Raw genomic sequence first — 18,576 nt, forward strand, 5'->3', positions numbered from 1 at the left:
TCCTGCCCTACCAGGCCCGATCCAGTCCTGCATGTTGAGTGATCCAGGTGTGCATGACGATCCCGGCGGCCACCCCGGCGTTGATGCTCCGGGTCGAGCCGAATTGCGCGATGGACACCGTCATCATCGACCCGGTCTTGGCGTCGTGGGTGATGCCGGGGCCTTCCTGCCCGAAGATCAACAGGCAGGCACGGGGCAGCGTCGTCTCTTCCAGCCGTACCGAGCCGGGCACGTTGTCGACAGCCACCGGGGTCAGCCCCGCGTCGTCGGCGAAGGCCAGCAATTCCGCGGTGGTGGCGTGGTGTACGAGCCGCTGGTAGCGGTCAGTCACCATGGCGCCCCGGCGATTCCACCGCCGGCGGCCGACGATGTGCACGGTGTCCACCGCAAACGCGTTCGCGGTGCGGACCACTGCGCCGATGTTCGCGTCGTTGCCGAAGTTCTCGATCGCGATGTGCAATGGGTGCCTGCGCTGATCGATGTCAGCGATGATGGCCTCCCGCGTCCAGTAGCGGTAGGCATCGACGACGTTGCGAGTGTCGCCCTCGCGCAACAACTCCGGGTCGTAGCGCGGATCGTCGGGCAGCTCGCCCGGCCAGGGGCCGACGCCGGGCCCGGCTCCCCACTCGGTGGGGCCTGGCACATCAGCGTGCTCTGCGTCCTGATCACTCACGCGAAATCCACACCGCCGCATGGGTTCCCACCACGGTGACGGTGGCGTACAGCAGCGCCTGGTTGATGTCCCCCTGTGTGCACAACGAGGCTCGGGTCGAGATCGCGCCGACCTTCGAGTCCGGTAGCACCAGCAGCGTCGCGCCGTAGACGTCACAGGCATGCGACAGTCCGGGCGGCGGCAGCGTCGGCGCCACAGCGATCATCAACGGCCCACCGCGCTTGGCCGAATCGTCTTTGTATCTGCTTGCCAGACCGCCGATTTCGAGGCCTAGCAGCATGTAGCCCTTGCCGGTGAACGCGGCCGGATCGCCCAGCGCCGCGGGGATCAGCTGCCCGCCGTCGGCCCGGAACCCATCGACGCTGGTGGCCTTGAGGGTCAGCCCGGTGTCGGACTCGTTGGTCGGCGTCAGCCCCACCGGGTACGCCGCACCGTAGGCCACCGTGGTGTCCTTGATCCGGTCGGCCGGTGAATACAGGTAGACGCCACGCACCTGCGCCTGGTCGCGCATCGGGCCCAAACAGACTGTGCCCGTGACCTTGTCCGGATTCTGGACGACTGCCGGATTGATCTGCAGGTTCGGGACGCCGTCGCAGCCGCCGATCACATTCGATTCGATGGGGTGCGCCAGCGCGCCGTACAGGCCGAAGCGCAGCGTCTCGGGCTTGGCGTGTTCGCCGCCGGCTTTCGCCGCGGCCAGGTCGACGTCGATCAGCACCTGATCATCTTGGAAGCGGAGGTTGGACACCGACACGTTCCAGCCCAGCAGCGCCTGCGACTCGCCGACCTTCACGCTGGGCGCACCGAAGATGACGGTGCTCGCGGAGCTACTCGAACAGCCCACCAACAAAACGGCCAACAACGCTGCGGTCAAGCCGCGCAAACCCTGCATGGGGATCAGGCTACTGCGAGCACCTGGCCACCCCGTCGGGCACTAGCGCTGGTAGTTGGGCGCGTTGCGGCCGTTGCGGGCGGGCGCGAACTGCGTGTAACGACCGACGTCGGCGCGGCCCGGGGCCTGGTTGCTGCGGCCGGCGGGCAGTTCGTTCTGGCGCATCGGGCCGGCGCTGAGCGGACGGCTCGGCGAACCGCTACGACGGGCGACGGCCTGGCCGGCGACGCTGTTCTGGCCGGACGGCACCGGCGGCAGCACGCGCAGCAGGTCGTTGAACTGGCGGACGGTGCGCAGACCCTCGTCCCACTGAGCGCGGGTGCTGGTGATCGGCAGCGAGACGAGCGTCCAGTTCTGCTCGTTCCACATGACCTCGGCGCAATCCGGGGCGGTGTGCGAGAACGTCACCATGCGGCGGTCGCAGGCGCGACGGGCGGCATCGAGGTTGGTGGAGTAGACCATGCGCGGGCCGATGGCGCCGAGCAGCCAGATGTCGTTCTCGCGCGGCTCCGGAATGTCCTTCAGCCGGACGTCCACGGCCACGTTGGTGCCGACCTTGCGGTGCAGGGCGATGACGGTGGCCACGTCGTCGAGATCGAAGATGAACACGGCCTCGCCGCGGATCTGCCCGAGCACCACATTGCGGGCGAGCACGTTCTCACCGACGGTCGACATGATGCCGCGGCTCCACCGCTTGACCAGGTCGGGAGTCTCGTGTTCGTAGTCGAATCCATGGGACTTCGCCCATGACTTTCGGCGCCTACCAAGGCCGCGTCGACGGTCGATATCGACGTACAGCAGCACCGCCGCACCCACGAAGCAGAGCGCGGAAAGCGTGAACCAAAGCGGGACCATCGGGCCAAGCCTACTGGCTGGTACCCGAAATGCCCGAACTCGAATTGGTCACAAGCTGGTCACATGCTATTTGAGGTACGCGACGATCGCGTTCGTGAGCCCCCGCCGGGCCACCTCGAGATCGGTGTACGTGCCGAGCTGACGCTCCGAGGCGATGCCGCGCATCGCGCCGGGGATGAACGACGCCACCTCGCGTACCCGCTCGGGGTCGACGTCCAGGTCGGCGAAGGCCTGCTGGCACGTCTGCAGCCAGCTCTGCCCCCAGGACGACAGCTCAGCGGCGGTCTTCGGATAGAGCCGTTCCAGCTCGGCATGGTCGCGCGGCAGAGCGGCGCGCAGATTCTCGATGGCCCGCGAATCGCCGATGGTCAGTCCGTCGTAGAGCAGGTCGATGATGGTCGCGACGCGTTGCCGCAGCGTGGCGCCGGTGTCGTGGTGACTCAGCATGCCCGCGCGGCGCTCGGCGGTGCGGCGCAGGACCGCGGCCCAGAAGCCGTCGATATCGCCGAACTGGTACTTCACCGCACCCCAGGTGGCGCCGATCTCCTTGGCGATCCGGTTGGCCGATACCGCGCCCGGGTCCCCGGTGGCCAGCGCCTTGCGCGCGGCTTCCAACATGCTTTCCCGCGTGGCGTCGCCGCGCCTGTTGGTTCGGCGTGCGGCGGTCATCTGGCAGAGATTACCCCAGTTTCACAGAACCCTCTTCCAAAGTTTCACAGAACCTCCTACGATTCGGGTCATGGCCAAACCCCAGTTGCCGATGAAGCCGACGGGATGGTTCCAGGTCGCCTGGTCGGACCAGGTCAGCGTGGGCGCGGTGCACGCCATGAAGTACTTCGGCGAGGAGATGGTCGCCTGGCGCGCCGAATCCGGGGCCGTCACCGTCATGAACGCCTACTGCGAGCACCTCGGCGCGCACCTCGGCTTCGGCGGCCACGTCGTCGGCGAGACGATCCAGTGCCCGTTCCACGGCTGGCAGTGGAACGCCGCCGGCCACAACGTCTGCATCCCGTACCAGGACCGGCCCAACCGCGGCCGCCGAATTCGCACCTACCCCGTCACCGAGCGCAACGAGGCCATCTACATCTGGCACGACACCGAAGGCCGCGAACCGTTCTTCGAGGCGCCCGACGTGTTCGCTTCGTTCAACGACGGCAGCACCGCCGCCGACTACTACCCGCAGCAGCGGCTGTTCCGCGAAACGCTGGAGCTGCATCCGCAGTACGTGCTGGAGAACGGCGTCGACTTCGCGCACTTCAAGTTCGTGCACCAGACGCCGATCGTGCCGGTGTTCACCCGGCACGACTTCGCCGCGCCCATCTCCTACGTCGACTTCACCATCACCTTCGAAGGCAGCGACCAGCAGTCGATCGACGATGTGCGCAGCGGCGTGGAGGCCATCAACGGCGGTTTGGGCATCGCCGTCACCAAGAGCTGGGGCATGATCGACAACCGCACGATCTCGGCCGTCACGCCCGTCGACGAGTCCACCTGCGACGTGCGGTTCATGGTCTACATCGGGCGGGCGCCCTGGAACGCCGAGCGGGCCACCGCATTCGGCGACGAGGTGATCCGGCAGTTCACCCAGGACATCCACATCTGGTCGCACCAGCGCTACTCCGATCCGCCGGCGCTGGCCACCGCCGAATACGAGGGCTTCACCGCAATCCGCAAGTGGGCCATGCAGTTCTATCCCGATCAGAAGGGCTGAGCCAGATGTCCAAGATTCGTGTCTTCCAGGTGGCGACCGGCAACGTCGGCACCGAGATGATCAAGCGCATCGGCAAGCGCGACGACCTGGAGCTGGTCGGATTGCATTGCTACACACCGGAAAAGGTCGGGCGCGACGCCGGTGAGATCGCCGGGATCGGACCGATCGGCGTCGTCGCCACCGGGTCGGTCGAGGACATCATCGCCGCGCGTCCCGACGTCCTCACCTTCCACGGCGTCTTCCCCGACGAGGACCTGTACGTGAAAGTCCTTGAGGCCGGGATCAATATCGTCACCACGGCGGACTGGATCACCGGCTGGCACCGCGACACCAACCACCCGCACCCCTCCGGCAAGCCGGTGTCGCAGCTGCTGGCCGAGGCGTGCGCCAAGGGCGGGTCGACGTTCTACGGCACCGGTATGAACCCGGGCGTCAATCAGATTCTGGGCGTGGTGTGCTCGGCCGACGTCGCAGAGATCGAGAACGTCACCACCATCGAGTCCGTCGACGTGTCCTGCCACCACAGCAAGGACACCTGGATCGAGGTGGGATACGGTCTGCCCGTTGATGATCCGTCGATCCCGGCCAAGCTGGAAAAATACACCCGGGTGTTCGCCGACAGTGTGCTGATGATGGCCGACTGCTTCGGCCTCGAGCTCGACGAGGTGAAGTTCAGCGCCGAGCTCGGCGCCTGCACCAAGGATGTCGACCTGGGCTGGTACACGCTGCCCAAAGGATCGTTGGGCGGCAACTACATCAAGTACCAGGGCATGGTCGACGGCGTACCGCGCATCGAGACCCATCTCGAATGGCAGATGACGCCGCACACCGAACCGAACTGGAACATCAAGGGCTGCTACATTACTCAGATCAAGGGCGACCCGTGCGTCTACAACAAGCACATGATCTACCCGAAACCCGGTGTGGACCTGTCGAATCCGGAGTCCTTCGCCTCGATCGGGATGACGGTGACCGGGTTACCCGCACTCAACGTCATCGCCTCGGTGGTCAAGGCACCGCCTGGACTGCTGACGAGCGCCGACGTGCCACTGCGCGGATTCGCCGGCCGCTTCAACATCTAGAAAAGCCCCGCCACACGAAATGTGTGACGGGGCTTTCCCGTAACTCAACTCAGCCGAGCACCAGGCTGTCGCCGTCGGCGCTGAGGTTGACCGGCACGACGTCGCCGTCGTGCACCTCGCCGGCCAGCAGCTTCCTGGCCAACTGGTCGCCGATGGCCTGCTGCACCAGGCGGCGCAGCGGACGGGCGCCGTACAGCGGGTCGAAGCCGCGGTCACCCAGCCACTTCTTGGCATCCAGCGACACCTCGAGCGTCAACCGCCGCTGCGCCAGCCGCTTCTGCAGCTGAGCCAGCTGGATGTCGACGATCCGCACCAGCTCCTCGGGCTTGAGCGCCTCGAAGATGATGACGTCGTCCAGACGGTTGATGAACTCGGGCTTGAACCGCGAGCGCACCGCCACCATCACCTGCTCCTCGTTGCCGCCCGCGCCCAGGTTGGACGTGAGGACGAGGATGGTGTTGCGGAAGTCGACGGTGCGGCCCTGACCGTCGGTCAACCGGCCGTCGTCGAGCACCTGCAGCAGGATGTCGAACACGTCGGGGTGCGCCTTCTCGATCTCGTCGAACAGCACCACCGAGTACGGGCGCCGGCGTACCGCCTCGGTCAGCTGGCCACCGGCGTCGTATCCGACGTAGCCCGGAGGGGCACCGACCAGGCGAGCCACTGAGTGCTTCTCGCTGTACTCGCTCATGTCGATGCGGATCATGGCGCGCTCGTCGTCGAAGAGGAACTCCGCCAGCGCCTTGGCCAGTTCGGTCTTACCGACACCGGTCGGACCCAGGAACATGAACGAGCCCGTCGGCCGGTTGGGATCGGCCACCCCTGCCCGGCTACGACGCACCGCGTCGGCGACGGCCTGGACGGCGCGCTCCTGACCGATCACCCGGTTCCCGAGCTCGGCCTCCATGCGCAGCAGCTTGGCGGTCTCACCTTCCATCATGCGACCGGCCGGGATGCCGGTCCACGCCGACACCACATCAGCGATGTCGTCGGGGCTGACCTCCTCCTTGAGCATGACGTTCTCACGGGCCTCGGCGACCGGCAGCGCGGCGTCGAGCTGCTTCTCGAGCTGTGGGATCCGGCCATACCGAAGCTCGGCGGCCTTGGCCAGGTCGCCGTCGCGCTCGGCCCGGTCGGCCGCACCGCGCAGGTCTTCCAGCTGTTCCTTGAGCTCGCGGACGATGTCGATGGCGTTCTTCTCGTTCTGCCACCGGGTGGTCAGCTCGGCCAGCTTCTCCTTGTGGTCGGCCAGCTCGGAACGCAGCTTCTCCAACCGTTCCTTCGAGGCGTCGTCCTCTTCCTTGGACAGCGCCATCTCCTCGATCTCGAGGCGACGGACCAGCCGCTCCACCTCGTCGATCTCGACGGGCCGGGAGTCGATCTCCATACGCAGCCGCGACGCCGCCTCGTCGACGAGGTCGATGGCCTTGTCCGGCAGGAACCGGCTGGTGATGTAGCGGTCCGACAACGTGGCCGCCGCGACCAGCGCGGAGTCGGTGATGCGTACACCGTGGTGTACCTCGTAGCGCTCCTTGAGGCCGCGGAGGATGCCGACGGTGTCGTCGACCGACGGCTCGCCGACCAGCACCTGCTGGAACCGGCGCTCCAGGGCCGCGTCCTTCTCGATGTACTTGCGGTACTCGTCGAGCGTGGTCGCGCCGACCAGCCGCAGCTCGCCACGGGCCAGCATCGGCTTGATCATGTTGCCGGCGTCCATCGCGGACTCGCCGGTCGCGCCGGCTCCCACGATGGTGTGCAGCTCGTCGATGAAGGTGATGACCTGGCCGGCCGAGTTCTTGATGTCGTCGAGGACGGCCTTGAGCCGCTCCTCGAATTCACCGCGGTACTTGGCGCCGGCCACCATGGACCCCATGTCCAGGGAGACGACGGTCTTGTCGCGCAGGCTCTCCGGCACGTCGCCGGCGATGATGCGCTGGGCCAGGCCCTCGACGATCGCGGTCTTACCGACGCCGGGCTCACCGATCAGCACCGGGTTGTTCTTGGTGCGCCGGCTCAGGACCTGGACCACGCGACGAATCTCGTTGTCGCGTCCGATGACCGGGTCGAGCTTGCCTTCCCGGGCACGCGCGGTCAGGTCGGTGGAGTACTTCTCCAGCGCCTGGTAGCTGCCCTCGGGATCGGGGCTGGTGACGCGGGCACTGCCGCGGACCTTCACGAACGCGTCGCGCAGCGTCTGCGGCGCGGCGCCGTGGTTGACCAGAATCTTGGCGACGTCGGAGTCGCCGCTGGCCAGGCCGTACAGCAGGTGCTCGGTGGAGACGTATTCGTCGTCCATCTCGGTGGCCAGGTGCTGGGCAGCGGTCAGCGCCGCGACCGACTCACGCGACAGTTGCGGCGTCGAGTTGGCGCCACTGGCACTGGGCAGCTGGTCGATCAGCCGCTGGGCTTCGGCCCGGATGGTCGCGGGCTCGACGCCGACGGCCTCCAGCAGGGGTGCGGCAATGCCGTCGTTCTGGGTCAGCAGAGCCATCAACAAGTGCGCCGGACGGATCTCCGGGTTTCCGGCGGCTGTTGCCGCCTGCAACGCTGAGGTCAGCGCCGCCTGAGTCTTCGTGGTCGGGTTGAACGAGTCCACGACACCTCCCTTTCGTCTACAGAAAAATGCTTGTCGCTGTTTTCAACGCCGTCAAGGTTGAGTCTGTTCCGCTCAAGTCTAGGAAATTTCCACGAGTTTTCAATACGGCCACAAGACCCTTTCACGACGGCCCGAATGCCTTTCCGCGCGATCCCCGTCCATACTGGTCGCGACACGAAGGGGGCAGTGAATGACTGACTGGGTTTCGGTCCTGACCGAACTGATTCCCCTGGCCCTCGTGATCGCGCTGTCGCCACTGTCGATCATTCCCGCAGTGCTCGTGCTGCAATCACCCCACGCCCGCATCACCGGTCTGACCTTCCTCGCCGGGTGGCTGGTCACCATCGCGGTGCTCACCGGCGTATTCGTCCAACTGTCCGGACTGATGCCCGAGGCCGGCCACCCGTCGACCACGGCGTCATGGGTGCGCATCGTGATCGGCGCCCTGCTGATCGCCTTCGGCATCTACCGGTGGGCCACCCGCAAGCACGACGCCCACGAGCCCGCCTGGATGCGCAAGCTGACCACCGTCACTCCGGCACGGGGATTCGTGACCGCGGCGGTACTCGCGGTGGTGAACCCCAAGGTGCTGTTCATGTGCATCGCCGCCGGCCTGGCGATCAGCACCGACGAACTCCCGCAAGCGGCGACCTGGGCATCGGTGCTGTATTTCGCCGTGGTGGCAGGCAGTTCGGTCGCCATCCCGGTCCTCACCTACGTCGCCGCCGGTGAGCGGCTGGACCCGGCCATGGCCCGTCTTGGCGCCTGGCTGCACCGTCAGCACGCCGTGCTGGTCGCCGGAATCCTGATCATCATCGGACTCCTCGTGGCATACAAGGGTCTCAGCCACCTCTAGGACTACCGTCTAAGCATGTCCGAATCCGGCTTCGGCGATTTCGAGTTCGAACGAAAGTTCCTCGTCCGCGACCTGCCCGCTGTCACCGCGTCCGACCCGACCCCTGCCCTGATCGTGCAGGCATACCTGTTCGCGTCCGACGGCTACGCCGTCCGGGTGCGCGTCCAGGGACCCGCCCCCGCCGATCTGAGCAATGCGGCGATCGACCTCATCGAGGCCATCAGCGAAGACTCGATCGGCACCATGACCGCCAAGGGCCCGGCCGCGGGCGGCACCCGCTACGAGGCCGAGCGCGAACTCGATCCGCTGGTGGCCGGCGAAATCGTCCGTCGCGCCGACCATGTCGTCACCAAGGTGCGGTACTCGGTGTGGCTGGGCGAGGACGGCTGGATCATCGACCGGTTCCTGAACGGCAACGCCCCGCTGCTGCTGGCCGAGGTCGAGCGCGGCGGACCCGTCGTCGACCTGGCGATCCCGACGTTCTGCGTCACCGAGGTGTCCGAGGACGACCGGTTCCGGAACGAATACCTGGCGCACCAGCCGTACGGCACGTGGGCCGACGCGCACCGGCGCGAACTCGACCTGCTGGGCCCCACCTTCGTCAGCACGTTGGGGCAGAACCACTTCGACACCACCTCGCCGATGCCTGATGGGGCTTGACGACCGCGAAGCCCTGATGACGGTGCGCGCCGCGGTCGACCCCGCGCGCGGCGGGGACGACGTGATCGGCCGCTTCTACACCCGGTGGTTCGCCACCGACCTGTCGGCGCGCGATCTGTTCCCCCCGGAGCTGGCCACGCAGCGCACCGCCTTCAGCCAGGCGCTGTTCTGGGTGCTCGGTGAGTTCATCGAGCAGCGCGCCGAGGAACCGGTGGCATTCTTGGCGCAGCTCGGCCGGGATCACCGCAAATACGGTGTCGGGCAACAGCATTACGCGGCGCTGCACGACGCACTGCTGGCCACCCTGCGCGACGAGCTCGGCGCGAGCTGGGATGCTCGGGTCGCCGAGGCCACCACGCACGCCGTGGATCTGATCGTCGGTGTCATGCGCGGCGCCGCCGATTCCGAACAGACCCCGCCCTACGTCGACGGCACCGTCGTCGAGCATCTGCGCGTCACCCGCGACGTGTCGGTGGTGCGGCTGCAACTGGACCAAGCGCTGTCGTATCACGCCGGACAGTACGTCGCGGTGCAGGTGCCGCAGTGGCCGCGGCGCTGGCGGCACCTGAGTCCGTCGATGCCGTCCGATGCCAGTGGTGCCATCGAATTCCACATCCGGTCGGTCAGCGGCGGCATGGTGAGCACCGCGATCGTCAACCAGACCGCACCCGGTGACCGCTGGCGGCTGTCCAATCCCCATGGCGGCATGCATGTTTCGCGCTCAGACGGCGATGTGCTCATGGTGGCCGGCAGCACCGGCCTGGCGCCGCTGCGCGCTCTGTTGATGAACCTGTGCCGCGAGGCCGAGAATCCGCGCGTGCACCTGTTCTTCGGCGGCCGCTACCCCTGCGATCTCTACGACCTGCGCACGTTGTGGGAGATCGCCGCCACCAATCCGTGGCTGTCCGTCACGCCGGTGTCCGAATACACCAGTGACCCACCGTGGGCCGGCGACTACCCCGACGTGCAGCCGCCGCGCGGGCTACACGTCCGGCAGACGGGGCTGCTACCCGACGTGGTGACCAGCTACGGCAGCTGGGGCGACCGGCAGATCCTGCTGTGCGGCGGCCCGCAGATGGTCACCGCGACCAAAGCCGCCCTGATCGCCAAAGGCGCACCACCAGAACGCATTCAGCACGATCCGTTGGCCCACTGACACTGGAGGAACCGATGGCCGAACTCGACACCGTCGTACTGAGCGACCCCGAGTCCGCGATGACGGCGACGTTCGTCCCCGCCGCCGGCATGATCGGCACGTCGTTTGCCGATGGCGATGTCGAGTTCCTCGGCCAGCGGCGCGGCCTGGCCGCCTACCTGACCAACGCCAAGACCATGGGCATCCCGCTGCTGTATCCGTGGGCGAATCGGTTGGGCGCCACCACCTATGACGTCGACGGCGCGGTCGTCACGTTCACGCCCGGCTCCGGCGGCGTGCGCGTCGACGCCCATGGCTCACCCATGCACGGCGTCCTGGCCGCCTACCCGGGCTGGGTGATCACCGAGCAGTCGCCGAACTCGGTAACTGCCGCAGTCGATTTCAACCGGCCCGGCCTGCTGGCGTCGTTCCCGTTCCCGCATGTGCTGACGCAGCGCGTCACGCTGGTGAGCCGCAGGTTGACGGTCGAGACCACCATCCGGCCGTCCACGTCGGCAGCGGTTCCGCTGTGCTTCGGCTATCACCCGTACCTGACCATTCCCGGTGTACCTCGGCAGGACTGGGTGCTGGAGGCGCCGGCGATGCGGCACCTGCCGACCGATGATCGCGGGTTGCCTTCCGGTGCGGTTGAGGCTTGGCCGGCGAGTTCCGCGCCGCTCGGCGACACCGCCTACGACGACGGTTTCGACCAGGTACCCGACGGCGCGCAGTTCATTCTCCGCGGCGGCGACCACCGGATCACGGTGACGTTCGAAACCGGCTACCCCGCCGCGCAACTGTTCGCGCCGCCCGGCGACGCGCTGGTGGCCATCGAGCCCATGGCCGCGCCCACCGATGCGCTGCGTCGCGGCGGTTACCGCGTCGCGTCCCCGGGCCGACCAGCGGTGGCGCGCTTCTCCATCTCGGTCAACTGAGTTCCGAAAAGTTCGCCGGTGCCGCACACTTTCTGACGTGACTACGCAAGACCGCCTCGACAGGTGGGAACATCGGGCCGAATGGCCGCTCGCCGCGGTTGCCGCGGTGTTCCTGGCCGCGTACAGCGTGGAGGTCCTCGCTCAGCCGCACGGAGTACTCGCGCGGCTCGTGACGTTGGCGACCCTGTTGGCGTGGGCGGTGTTCACCGCCGACTACGCGGCGCGGCTCTACCTCGCGCCCGACCGCAAGCAATGGTTCTTCCGGCATCTGGTTGACCTGGCCATCGTGCTGCTGCCGCTGTTGCGGCCGCTTCGCCTGCTGCGTCTGGTCGTCCTGGTCGGCGCCTTGCAGAAGGCCATCGGCAGCGCCATCCGGGGCAAGGTGATCATCTACACCATCTCCGGCGCGGTGCTGCTGGTGTACGTCGGCGCACTCGCGGTCTACGAAGCCGAACGCAGCGCACCGGACGCCCACATCACCAGCTTCGGACTCGCGGTGTGGTGGGCAATGACCACGATCACCACTGTCGGCTACGGCGATATGTATCCCGTCACCACCACCGGCCGAGTCATGGCCAGCCTCATGATGATTGGCGGCATCAGCCTGGTCGGTTCGATCACCGCCACCATCGCGTCGTGGATCGTGCAGACCGTGTCGGACGACGACCAGAAACAAGACGCCGTGACAGCAGCGCACATCGAAGACCTTCGGGGCGAAATTGCCCAGCTGCGGGATTTGTTGCGCGACCGGGTGGCTGACTGAACGCCTAGCCCCGCTGCGAACTACCGCCCCGCCGCGGCTGCCACAGCACCAGTGCGGTGCTGGGCTTGCGGACGCGTTCGAGTTCGGCGGTCACCTCGCTGAGCCGGGCCTGCAGCGCCTCGACCTGATTGGTCAGCTCGATGATGCGCTTGATGCCGGCCAGGTTGACGCCCTCGTCCTGAGACAGGCGCTGCACCTCGCGCAGCAGGTCGACGTCGTGCTGCGAGTACCGCCGCCCGCCGCCCGAGGTGCGCTCGGGGCTGACCAAGCCGAGCCGGTCGTATGTACGCAGCGTCTGTGCGTGCATACCGGCCAGCTCGGCGGCCACCGAAATCAGGAAGGTGCGGGCTTCCTCGGCCTTGCGCCGGGCGCTCATAGCGACCCGGCCCATCCTGCCCGTGGATCAAATCCACTGGCCCGCTCCGCCTTTGCGTATGTCTCGAGCGCCTCGGCCGCTTCACCTTCGAGGTTCGGCGGCACGGCAACCTTCACGGTCACCAGCAGGTCGCCATGACCGGCGTCGGTGCCGCGCTTGGGCACGCCGCGCCCACGTACCCGCAGGATGCGTCCGTCAGAGGTCCCCTTCGGCACCCGAACACCGACTTTGCCTTCCAGCGTCGGCACGGAAAGCGTTGTCCCCAAAGCCAACTCGTGGAAGCTCACCGGAACGGTGACGGTCAGGTCGTCGCCGTCGCGCCCGAACACCTTGTCGGGCCGGACGTGCACGGTGACGTACAGGTCGCCCGAGGGCGCCCCGCGTAGACCCGCCTCACCTTGGCCGGCGAGCCGGATGCGCTGACCGTCGGTCACGCCCGGCGGGATGCGCACGTTGATGGTGCGCGTCCGGGTCGAGACGCCGGTGCCTTTGCACTCGTCACACGGGTGCTCGATGATCGAGCCGGTGCCGCGACAATCGGTGCACGGCTCCGAGAAGCCGAACGCGCCCTGGTTGCGGTTGATGACGCCCGCGCCGTTGCAGTTCGGGCACACCTTCGGGCTGGTGCCCGGACGCGCGCCGCTGCCGTGGCAGTTGGTGCATGGTGCCGGGCTGGTCAGGCGCAGCGGCATCGCCACGCCCTTGGTCGCTTCCAGGAAGCTCAGCTCGGTTTCGGTTTCCAGGTCGTTGCCGCGGCGCGGACGGCTGGGACGCGGCTGCTGCGCACCCCGGCCGAACAGGCCGCCGAACAGGTCACCGATGTTGGCGCCGCCGGTCTGCCCCGCCTGGTCGAACAGGTCGCCCAGGTTGAAGTCCGACGTCTCGCCGCCGAAACCTCCGAAGCCACCACCGCCCCCGCCGCCACCGAAGCGGCGGCCGAATCCACCGTTGGCGAAAAGCCGCCGGGTTTCGTCGTATTCGGCACGCTTGGCGTCGTCGGTCAGAACTTCCTTGGCTTCGGTCGCAGCTTTGTAGCGATCCTCGGCTGCCGGGTTGTTCGGGTTGCGGTCCGGATGGTTGTCGGCCAGCACCTTGCGCGCGGCGCGCTTGATCTCATCCTTCGTGGCGTCAGAGGTGACGCCGAGTTCCTTGTAGAAGTCCTTCTCGACCCATTCCCGTTGAGCCATGTCGCGTCACCTCCTCAGCGTCGCTCGGTTATTCGTTTGATTGTGGTTTCTGTTCAGTCGCAGCGGTGGCATTGGCGGGCGTGTCGGGCGCATCAGCTGCGGGTTCGGCGTCGACGACACCGACCATCGCGTGCCGCAGCACCTGCTCACCGAGCTTGTAACCGCGACGCATGACGGTGCCCAACACCGGGTTGGAGCCGTCACCCTCGTGCTGAACGGCCTCGTGCAGCGACGGGTCGAACTCGTCGCCCTCGGCGCCGAACGCCGAGAGACCGAGGCTGTCGAGCGCGCCGGAAAGCTTGTCCGCCACCGACTTCAGCGGCCCGGACTCCAGATCACCGTGGGCGCGAGCCCGCTCGAGATCGTCGAGCACCGGCAAGAACTGCTGCACGACAATGCCTTTGGCCCGTTCGGCCGCGGCCTGCTCCTGACGGATCGCCCGCTTGCGGTAGTTGTCGTACTCAGCCTTGAGTCGCTGCAGGTCTGCCTTGAGCTCTGCGGCTTCGTCGGACACCGGAGCCTCGGCTTCCTCAGCGGAGGCCGGGGCCTCCGGCGTCGACCCCTCAGGGGCCGACGCCGGAGCGCCCTCACGCTTTTCGCCGGTTTCCGGATCGATGCGCCGCTTGTCGGTGATGGTCACCGGCTCGTGCGAATCGTCTTGGCTCACTTGTGCTCCTGATCGTCCTCGACGACCTCGGCGTCCACGACGTTGTCGTCGGCAGCGGCGGCACCGGGAGCGCCCGCGCCGGCGGCCTGCTCGGCCTGGGTGGCCTCGTAGATCGCCTGGCCCAGGGCCTGGCTCTCGACGCCCAGCTTCTCCATGGCCGTCTTGATGGCGGCGATGTCGGTGCCGGCGAGCGCGGTCTTGGCCTCGGCGATGGCACCGTCGACCTTGGTCAAGGTGTCCTCGGGAACCTTCGAGCCACCCTCGGCTTCGCGCTGGTCCTTGACGAACTTCTCCGTCTGGTAGACGAGCGACTCGGCCTGGTTGCGGACGTCAGCCTCTTCGCGACGCTTCTTGTCCTCTTCGGCGTGCGCCTCGGCGTCCTTGATCATCCGGTCGATCTCGTCCTGCGACAGGCCCGAGCCTTCCTGGATCTTGATCGTGTTTTCCTTGCCCGTGCCCTTGTCCTTGGCGGTCACGTGCACGATGCCGTTGACGTCGATGTCGAAGGTGACCTCGATCTGCGGCACGCCACGCGGGGCCGGCGGGATGCCGGTCAGCTCGAAGCTGCCGAGCAGCTTGTTGTGCGCAGCGATCTCACGCTCACCCTGGAAGACCTGAATCTGCACCGACGGCTGGTTGTCGTCGGCCGTAGTGAAGGTCTCGGACCGCTTGGTCGGGATGGTGGTGTTGCGCTCGATCAGCTTGGTCATCACGCCACCCTTGGTTTCGATACCCAGGGACAGCGGGGTGACGTCAAGCAGCAGAACGTCTTTCACCTCACCCTTGAGCACACCGGCCTGCAGCGCGGCACCGACGGCCACGACCTCGTCCGGGTTGACGCCCTTGTTGGGCTCCTTGCCACCGGTCAGTTCCTTGACCAGTTCGGTGACGGCGGGCATACGGGTCGAGCCACCGACGAGGACCACGTGGTCGATGTCGGAGACCGAGATGCCGGCGTCCTTGATGACGGACTGGAACGGCTGGCGGGTCCGGTCGAGCAGGTCCTGTGTGATGCGCTGGAACTCGGCACGGGTCAGCTGCTCGTCGAGGAACAGCGGGTTCTTGTCGGCGTCGACGGTGATGTACGGCAGGTTGATCGAGGTGCTCTGGCTCGAGCTCAGTTCGATCTTGGCCTTCTCCGCAGCCTCACGCAGACGCTGCATCGCCATCTTGTCCTTGGTCAGGTCGATGCCACTGGTGGCCTTGAACTTGTCGACCAGCCACTGCACGATGCGCTCGTCCCAGTCGTCACCACCGAGGTGGTTGTCACCGGAAGTCGCCTTGACCTCGACGACGCCCTCGCCGATTTCCAGCAGCGAGACGTCGAAGGTGCCACCACCGAGGTCGAAGACCAGGATGGTCTGTTCCTTCTCGCCCTTGTCCAGGCCGTAGGCCAGGGCGGCCGCGGTCGGCTCGTTGACGATGCGCAGCACGTTGAGGCCGGCGATCTGGCCGGCTTCCTTGGTGGCCTGACGCTGAGCGTCGTTGAAGTAGGCCGGGACGGTGATCACGGCGTCGGTGATGTCCTCACCGAGGTACGCCTCCGCGTCACGCTTCAGCTTCTGCAGCGTGCGCGCGCTGATCTCCTGCGAGGTGTAGTTCTTGCCGTCGATCTCGACGGTCCAGTCAGTGCCGATATGACGCTTGACCGAACGGATCGTCCGGTCGACGTTGGTCACTGCCTGGTTCTTCGCGGGCTGGCCGACCAGCACCTCGCCGTTACGCGCGAACGCGACGACCGACGGGGTGGTCCGGGAGCCCTCAGAGTTGGCTACGACGACGGGATCGCCGCCCTCCAGCACCGAGACGCAAGAGTTGGTGGTCCCGAGGTCGATACCGACCGCACGAGCCATAGTGATGCCTCCTGATAGACATTGTTGGGTGATCTGAGCGAACTGCGCTCAAGCTTGCTATCGGACGGGGCCGTCTGTCAAGCCGAACTTGAGCCTGGTGCACTCAACTTGGTGTCGGTGAGTCCAACGGAGGCACTTCCCGATCTATTCCCGATTCCCCAAAAATGTCTATCCGGTGCTACCCGCGCAGGTCAGGCGCCTCCCCCGGCGACCATCGCCCGCACAGACTCCGGCAACTCCGCCGTCGACCACTCCGCACGCTCAGGTGCTCCATAGGTGACAGAGAACGGCACGATGCCCGCCCAGGCCGTGGTTTCCTCGTCCGGTTCGTCGACCGGGCCGCCGTTGACCTTGTACACCCAATCGCCGTCGACGATCGGCAGGGAGATGACGTTGGTCGCCGCGATCTCCTTGGGCAACATCGCACGCACCTCCGCAGTGCGGCCAGGAATCAGCAGCTCGCTGAACCGCTCGAGCAGGGCTTCGCGATCCTCGCGGCCGGCGGGTTCCGCCTCTCCGTACAGCACCGCGGAGCGATAGTGCACCGAGGAGTCAAAGGTGCTGTGCGCGACCACAAGTGCATCCATGGCCGTCACGCAGAAGGCGACGGAGACTGGCTTGCCGTTGACCCCCAACGCGCCCGCGCCAGTCGAACCGTGAATGAGAATCCGGTCCTCGTGACGCACGTACAGCGTCGGCACCGCGAGCGGCCTGACCTTGCCGTTCGGACGGGCCACTGCGCCGACGTTCAGCACGCCCCACCACTGTTCGTCGAGGAACTCTTCGAGAGCGGCGCGGGCCGTGGACTGCCGACCGTACTTGCGGGTGAGCTTTTCCATGATTCAAGATCACCATGATTGCGGACTGGTTGGAATAGCCGGAAACGCAATTTTCGAGAGGCCACTATTCTGGCGGGATGGCCCGCCACACCCGGGCGGTGCATCTGCCGCTCGACACCACCGACCTGAGCGCCAGAGCGATCGCGAGTCAGCTGGTGGCTCTGATCGCCGCCGGACAGGTCGGCGACGGGGACTGGCTGCCGTCGACCCGTGCGTTTGCCCACGAGCTCGGGGCCTCACGAACCATGGTCGCGGCCGCCTACGACGAGCTGGTCGCTGCCGGATTCCTCGAAGGTGTGGCCGGCGCCGGAACTCGAACGACGGCCGGCGCCACGGCGGCCGCCAGGGCCGGGCTGTCCAGCCGCGCGCCGCGCCTCGACGAGAGTGTCGTGCCGGCACTTCCTACTCCGGCGCACCAGACCGACTCCGTCGTTGATCTGCGCCCCGGCTCCCCGGACACCGGGCTCATCGACATGCGGGCCTGGACCCGCGCGTGGCGGACCGCGGCTTCGTCCCAACCCACGACGCTGTCTCCGTGGCAGGGCGCCGACGCCGCCTTCACCGCCGCCATGTCCCACCATCTCCGCATCAGCCGCGGCATCGACACCGACACGGTCTTCGACGTTCCAGGATCGACTGCCGCGTTTCAGACGCTGGCCGCCGTGAGCGGTCTGAACCGCTGCTATCTCGAGTCGCCCTGCTACCCCGCCGCAGCGGAGGAGTTCACCCGCGGCGGCCTGCACCCGATCTTCGTACCCGTCGACCACGACGGGCTGTGCGTCGACAGCCTCGGCGACGAGGCCGGCATCGTCTACACGACACCGGCACACCAGTACCCGCTCGGGCACCGGCTCTCGGTAAATCGCCGCGCCGAGTTGGTCGCGTGGGCCAAGCGGACCGGGTCGATCGTCATCGAAGACGACTACGACGGCGAGTTTCGCTACGGCGTTGCTCCCTTGCCTGCCATCCGGTCGATACCGGGCGCCGGGGAACACGTCGCCTACGTCGGCACCGCGTCGAAGATCCTCGCGCCGAGCCTGGGCGCCGCCTGGTTGGTGCCGCCACTGCCCCTGCGCGACGCGGTTCAGACCTACCTCCGCGACCACCGGATCGCGGTATCCGCCATCACGCGCGGCGCCCTCACGGAGTTGATCACCACCGGCGAACTGCAACGGCACCTGGCCCGGGCCGGCCGCGAATACCGTTGCCGCCGAGATATTTTGATCACCGAACTCGAAGCACGCTGCCCGCACCTCGAGGTGCTCGGCGTTCAGGCTGGTCTGCACGTCGCCATCCTGCTGCCGGGTGACCGTCGCGACCGCGACGTGGCCGGGCGGCTCGGGGCCGACGGCCTCCTCGTCGCGCCGCTGTCAGACTTTCCCCAGCGGGCCGACTCCGTGATCAATGGCCTCGCGGTCGGCTTCGCGCAGATCGACCGATCGACTGCGAAGCGCTTTGCTGATTCCGTCGCCGCGGCGCTCAACTAGGGCGCACCA

General features: G+C 67.1%; 18 protein-coding genes. 8 read left to right on the forward strand and 10 right to left on the reverse strand.

Annotated features, from left to right (window positions below):
* Window positions 1-7: 7 nt before the first annotated feature.
* From AC1U2B_RS13520 to AC1U2B_RS13535, 4 genes are all read right to left on the reverse strand, one after another.
* Window positions 8-673, reverse strand: coding sequence for a TrmH family RNA methyltransferase (locus tag AC1U2B_RS13520; RefSeq protein ID WP_480217178.1), 666 nt, complete (start codon window positions 671-673; stop codon window positions 8-10).
* On the reverse strand, window positions 666-1,565 hold the full coding sequence (locus AC1U2B_RS13525) for a hypothetical protein (RefSeq protein ID WP_480217179.1): 900 nt from the start codon (window positions 1,563-1,565) through the stop codon (window positions 666-668). Before AC1U2B_RS13525 ends, AC1U2B_RS13520 begins: the two co-directional genes overlap by 8 nt.
* Window positions 1,566-1,607: 42 nt before the next feature.
* Window positions 1,608-2,420: a trehalose monomycolate transport factor TtfA gene (gene ttfA / locus AC1U2B_RS13530; RefSeq protein WP_480217180.1), complete on the reverse strand. Its 813-nt coding sequence runs from the start codon at window positions 2,418-2,420 to the stop codon at window positions 1,608-1,610.
* A 66-nt stretch (window positions 2,421-2,486) separates the two neighbouring features.
* A complete protein-coding gene (locus AC1U2B_RS13535) occupies window positions 2,487-3,089 on the reverse strand; it encodes a TetR/AcrR family transcriptional regulator (protein ID WP_418003729.1) in 603 nt (200 codons plus the stop codon).
* 70 nt (window positions 3,090-3,159) lie between these two features.
* Between AC1U2B_RS13535 and AC1U2B_RS13540 the strand changes: the two genes are divergently transcribed.
* Window positions 3,160-4,131: a 3-ketosteroid-9-alpha-monooxygenase, oxygenase component gene (locus AC1U2B_RS13540; RefSeq protein WP_480217181.1), complete on the forward strand. Its 972-nt coding sequence runs from the start codon at window positions 3,160-3,162 to the stop codon at window positions 4,129-4,131.
* Window positions 4,132-4,136: 5 nt separating this feature from the next.
* The gene (locus tag AC1U2B_RS13545) at window positions 4,137-5,213 is read left to right on the forward strand and encodes an NAD(P)H-dependent amine dehydrogenase family protein (protein WP_480217182.1); all 1,077 of its coding nucleotides are present in this window, start codon (window positions 4,137-4,139) and stop codon (window positions 5,211-5,213) included.
* 49 nt (window positions 5,214-5,262) lie between these two features.
* On the opposite strand, the gene clpB is transcribed toward AC1U2B_RS13545, so the two are convergent.
* Window positions 5,263-7,809, reverse strand: coding sequence for an ATP-dependent chaperone ClpB (gene clpB / locus AC1U2B_RS13550; RefSeq protein ID WP_480217183.1), 2,547 nt, complete (start codon window positions 7,807-7,809; stop codon window positions 5,263-5,265).
* Window positions 7,810-7,999: 190 nt separating this feature from the next.
* Between clpB and AC1U2B_RS13555 the strand changes: the two genes are divergently transcribed.
* The 5 genes from AC1U2B_RS13555 to AC1U2B_RS13575 are packed head-to-tail and all read left to right on the forward strand — an operon-like array spanning window position 8,000 to window position 12,158.
* A complete protein-coding gene (locus tag AC1U2B_RS13555) occupies window positions 8,000-8,665 on the forward strand; it encodes a GAP family protein (RefSeq protein WP_480217184.1) in 666 nt (221 codons plus the stop codon).
* A gap of 15 nt (window positions 8,666-8,680) precedes the next feature.
* A complete protein-coding gene (locus tag AC1U2B_RS13560) occupies window positions 8,681-9,325 on the forward strand; it encodes a CYTH domain-containing protein (protein ID WP_043390239.1) in 645 nt (214 codons plus the stop codon).
* Window positions 9,315-10,481: an FAD-binding oxidoreductase gene (locus AC1U2B_RS13565; RefSeq protein WP_480217185.1), complete on the forward strand. Its 1,167-nt coding sequence runs from the start codon at window positions 9,315-9,317 to the stop codon at window positions 10,479-10,481. Before AC1U2B_RS13560 ends, AC1U2B_RS13565 begins: the two co-directional genes overlap by 11 nt.
* A gap of 14 nt (window positions 10,482-10,495) precedes the next feature.
* Complete coding sequence (locus AC1U2B_RS13570; protein WP_480217186.1) at window positions 10,496-11,395, forward strand: aldose 1-epimerase; 900 nt, start codon at window positions 10,496-10,498, stop codon at window positions 11,393-11,395.
* A gap of 37 nt (window positions 11,396-11,432) precedes the next feature.
* A complete protein-coding gene (locus AC1U2B_RS13575; RefSeq protein WP_480217187.1) occupies window positions 11,433-12,158 on the forward strand; it encodes a potassium channel family protein in 726 nt (241 codons plus the stop codon).
* 4 nt (window positions 12,159-12,162) lie between these two features.
* Here AC1U2B_RS13575 and AC1U2B_RS13580 read toward each other — a convergent pair whose 3' ends face one another.
* From AC1U2B_RS13580 to AC1U2B_RS13600, 5 genes are all read right to left on the reverse strand, one after another.
* Window positions 12,163-12,534, reverse strand: a complete 372-nt coding sequence (locus AC1U2B_RS13580; RefSeq protein ID WP_480217188.1) for a heat shock protein transcriptional repressor HspR — start codon at window positions 12,532-12,534, stop codon at window positions 12,163-12,165.
* Entirely contained in the window at window positions 12,531-13,721 is a 1,191-nt protein-coding gene (gene dnaJ / locus AC1U2B_RS13585; RefSeq protein WP_043390227.1) for a molecular chaperone DnaJ, read from the reverse strand. The genes AC1U2B_RS13580 and dnaJ overlap by 4 nt, the downstream gene beginning before the upstream one ends.
* A gap of 28 nt (window positions 13,722-13,749) precedes the next feature.
* Window positions 13,750-14,388 (reverse strand): nucleotide exchange factor GrpE, encoded by a 639-nt coding sequence (grpE, locus tag AC1U2B_RS13590; RefSeq protein WP_043390225.1) that lies wholly within the window; start codon window positions 14,386-14,388, stop codon window positions 13,750-13,752.
* The gene (gene dnaK, locus AC1U2B_RS13595; protein ID WP_480217189.1) at window positions 14,385-16,241 is read right to left on the reverse strand and encodes a molecular chaperone DnaK; all 1,857 of its coding nucleotides are present in this window, start codon (window positions 16,239-16,241) and stop codon (window positions 14,385-14,387) included. Before dnaK ends, grpE begins: the two co-directional genes overlap by 4 nt.
* A 191-nt stretch (window positions 16,242-16,432) precedes the next feature.
* The gene (locus AC1U2B_RS13600; protein WP_480217190.1) at window positions 16,433-17,080 is read right to left on the reverse strand and encodes a pyridoxamine 5'-phosphate oxidase family protein; all 648 of its coding nucleotides are present in this window, start codon (window positions 17,078-17,080) and stop codon (window positions 16,433-16,435) included.
* A gap of 77 nt (window positions 17,081-17,157) precedes the next feature.
* Here AC1U2B_RS13600 and AC1U2B_RS13605 point away from each other — a divergent pair, with 77 nt between their 5' ends.
* Window positions 17,158-18,567 carry an aminotransferase-like domain-containing protein gene (locus AC1U2B_RS13605; protein WP_480217191.1) on the forward strand — a complete coding sequence of 470 codons (1,410 nt, stop codon included), beginning with the start codon at window positions 17,158-17,160 and terminating at the stop codon, window positions 18,565-18,567.
* The last annotated feature ends 9 nt before the right edge of the window (window positions 18,568-18,576 follow it).

This window comes from Mycolicibacterium sp. P4_G11 (genome assembly GCF_056555145.1).

Coding starts and splice junctions, on each gene's coding strand:
- AC1U2B_RS13525 (WP_480217179.1), bottom strand. CDS start 1,565: ATGCAGGGTTTGCGCGGCTTGACCGCAGCGTTGTTGGCCGTTTTGTTG.
- ttfA (WP_480217180.1), bottom strand. CDS start 2,420: ATGGTCCCGCTTTGGTTCACGCTTTCCGCGCTCTGCTTCGTGGGTGCG.
- AC1U2B_RS13535 (WP_418003729.1), bottom strand. CDS start 3,089: ATGACCGCCGCACGCCGAACCAACAGGCGCGGCGACGCCACGCGGGAA.
- AC1U2B_RS13540 (WP_480217181.1), top strand. CDS start 3,160: ATGGCCAAACCCCAGTTGCCGATGAAGCCGACGGGATGGTTCCAGGTC.
- AC1U2B_RS13545 (WP_480217182.1), top strand. CDS start 4,137: ATGTCCAAGATTCGTGTCTTCCAGGTGGCGACCGGCAACGTCGGCACC.
- AC1U2B_RS13555 (WP_480217184.1), top strand. CDS start 8,000: ATGACTGACTGGGTTTCGGTCCTGACCGAACTGATTCCCCTGGCCCTC.
- AC1U2B_RS13560 (WP_043390239.1), top strand. CDS start 8,681: ATGTCCGAATCCGGCTTCGGCGATTTCGAGTTCGAACGAAAGTTCCTC.
- AC1U2B_RS13565 (WP_480217185.1), top strand. CDS start 9,315: ATGGGGCTTGACGACCGCGAAGCCCTGATGACGGTGCGCGCCGCGGTC.
- AC1U2B_RS13570 (WP_480217186.1), top strand. CDS start 10,496: ATGGCCGAACTCGACACCGTCGTACTGAGCGACCCCGAGTCCGCGATG.
- AC1U2B_RS13580 (WP_480217188.1), bottom strand. CDS start 12,534: ATGAGCGCCCGGCGCAAGGCCGAGGAAGCCCGCACCTTCCTGATTTCG.
- dnaJ (WP_043390227.1), bottom strand. CDS start 13,721: ATGGCTCAACGGGAATGGGTCGAGAAGGACTTCTACAAGGAACTCGGC.
- dnaK (WP_480217189.1), bottom strand. CDS start 16,241: ATGGCTCGTGCGGTCGGTATCGACCTCGGGACCACCAACTCTTGCGTC.
- AC1U2B_RS13600 (WP_480217190.1), bottom strand. CDS start 17,080: ATGGAAAAGCTCACCCGCAAGTACGGTCGGCAGTCCACGGCCCGCGCC.
- AC1U2B_RS13605 (WP_480217191.1), top strand. CDS start 17,158: ATGGCCCGCCACACCCGGGCGGTGCATCTGCCGCTCGACACCACCGAC.